Origin of the sequence: Pseudochrobactrum sp. AO18b, assembly GCF_000409565.1 — a bacterium.
Lineage (GTDB): Bacteria > Pseudomonadota > Alphaproteobacteria > Rhizobiales > Rhizobiaceae > Pseudochrobactrum > Pseudochrobactrum saccharolyticum.
On sequence record NZ_ANNO01000433.1, the window covers coordinates 1 to 319 of the forward strand.

Consider the following 319-nt stretch of genomic DNA (forward strand, 5'->3'; position numbering starts at 1 on the left):
GTGCCAGCTATAATCACTGTAAAAGTCGGTGAAACCATTGAATGGACAAATAAGGATCCTTTTGCCCATACTGCCACAGTTAAAGGCGGTTGGGAGGTGATGATCTCGCCCGGCAAAGTGGCAACCCATATCGTTACCGCTGACGATATGGTTGATTACTACTGCCGCTTTCATCCCAATATGAAAGGCAAGATTACGGTATCGGGTTAGAAAATACCCCTGCCGGAATAAAAACCGGCAGAGTCATTGCGATATGTACTGGCAGTGGCTGCACTGCTTGGCGGCCACTGCCATAACTCTTAACGCCTTACAGAGTTTT

The 319-nt window shown here is 47.6% G+C and carries 1 protein-coding gene; it reads left to right on the forward strand.

What is annotated here, in order from left to right:
* Positions 1 to 210 (forward strand): cupredoxin domain-containing protein (locus A918_RS0116395; RefSeq protein WP_022712103.1); only part of this gene is annotated, 210 nt, incomplete at its 5' end.
* Between the last annotated feature and the right edge of the window lie 109 nt (positions 211 to 319).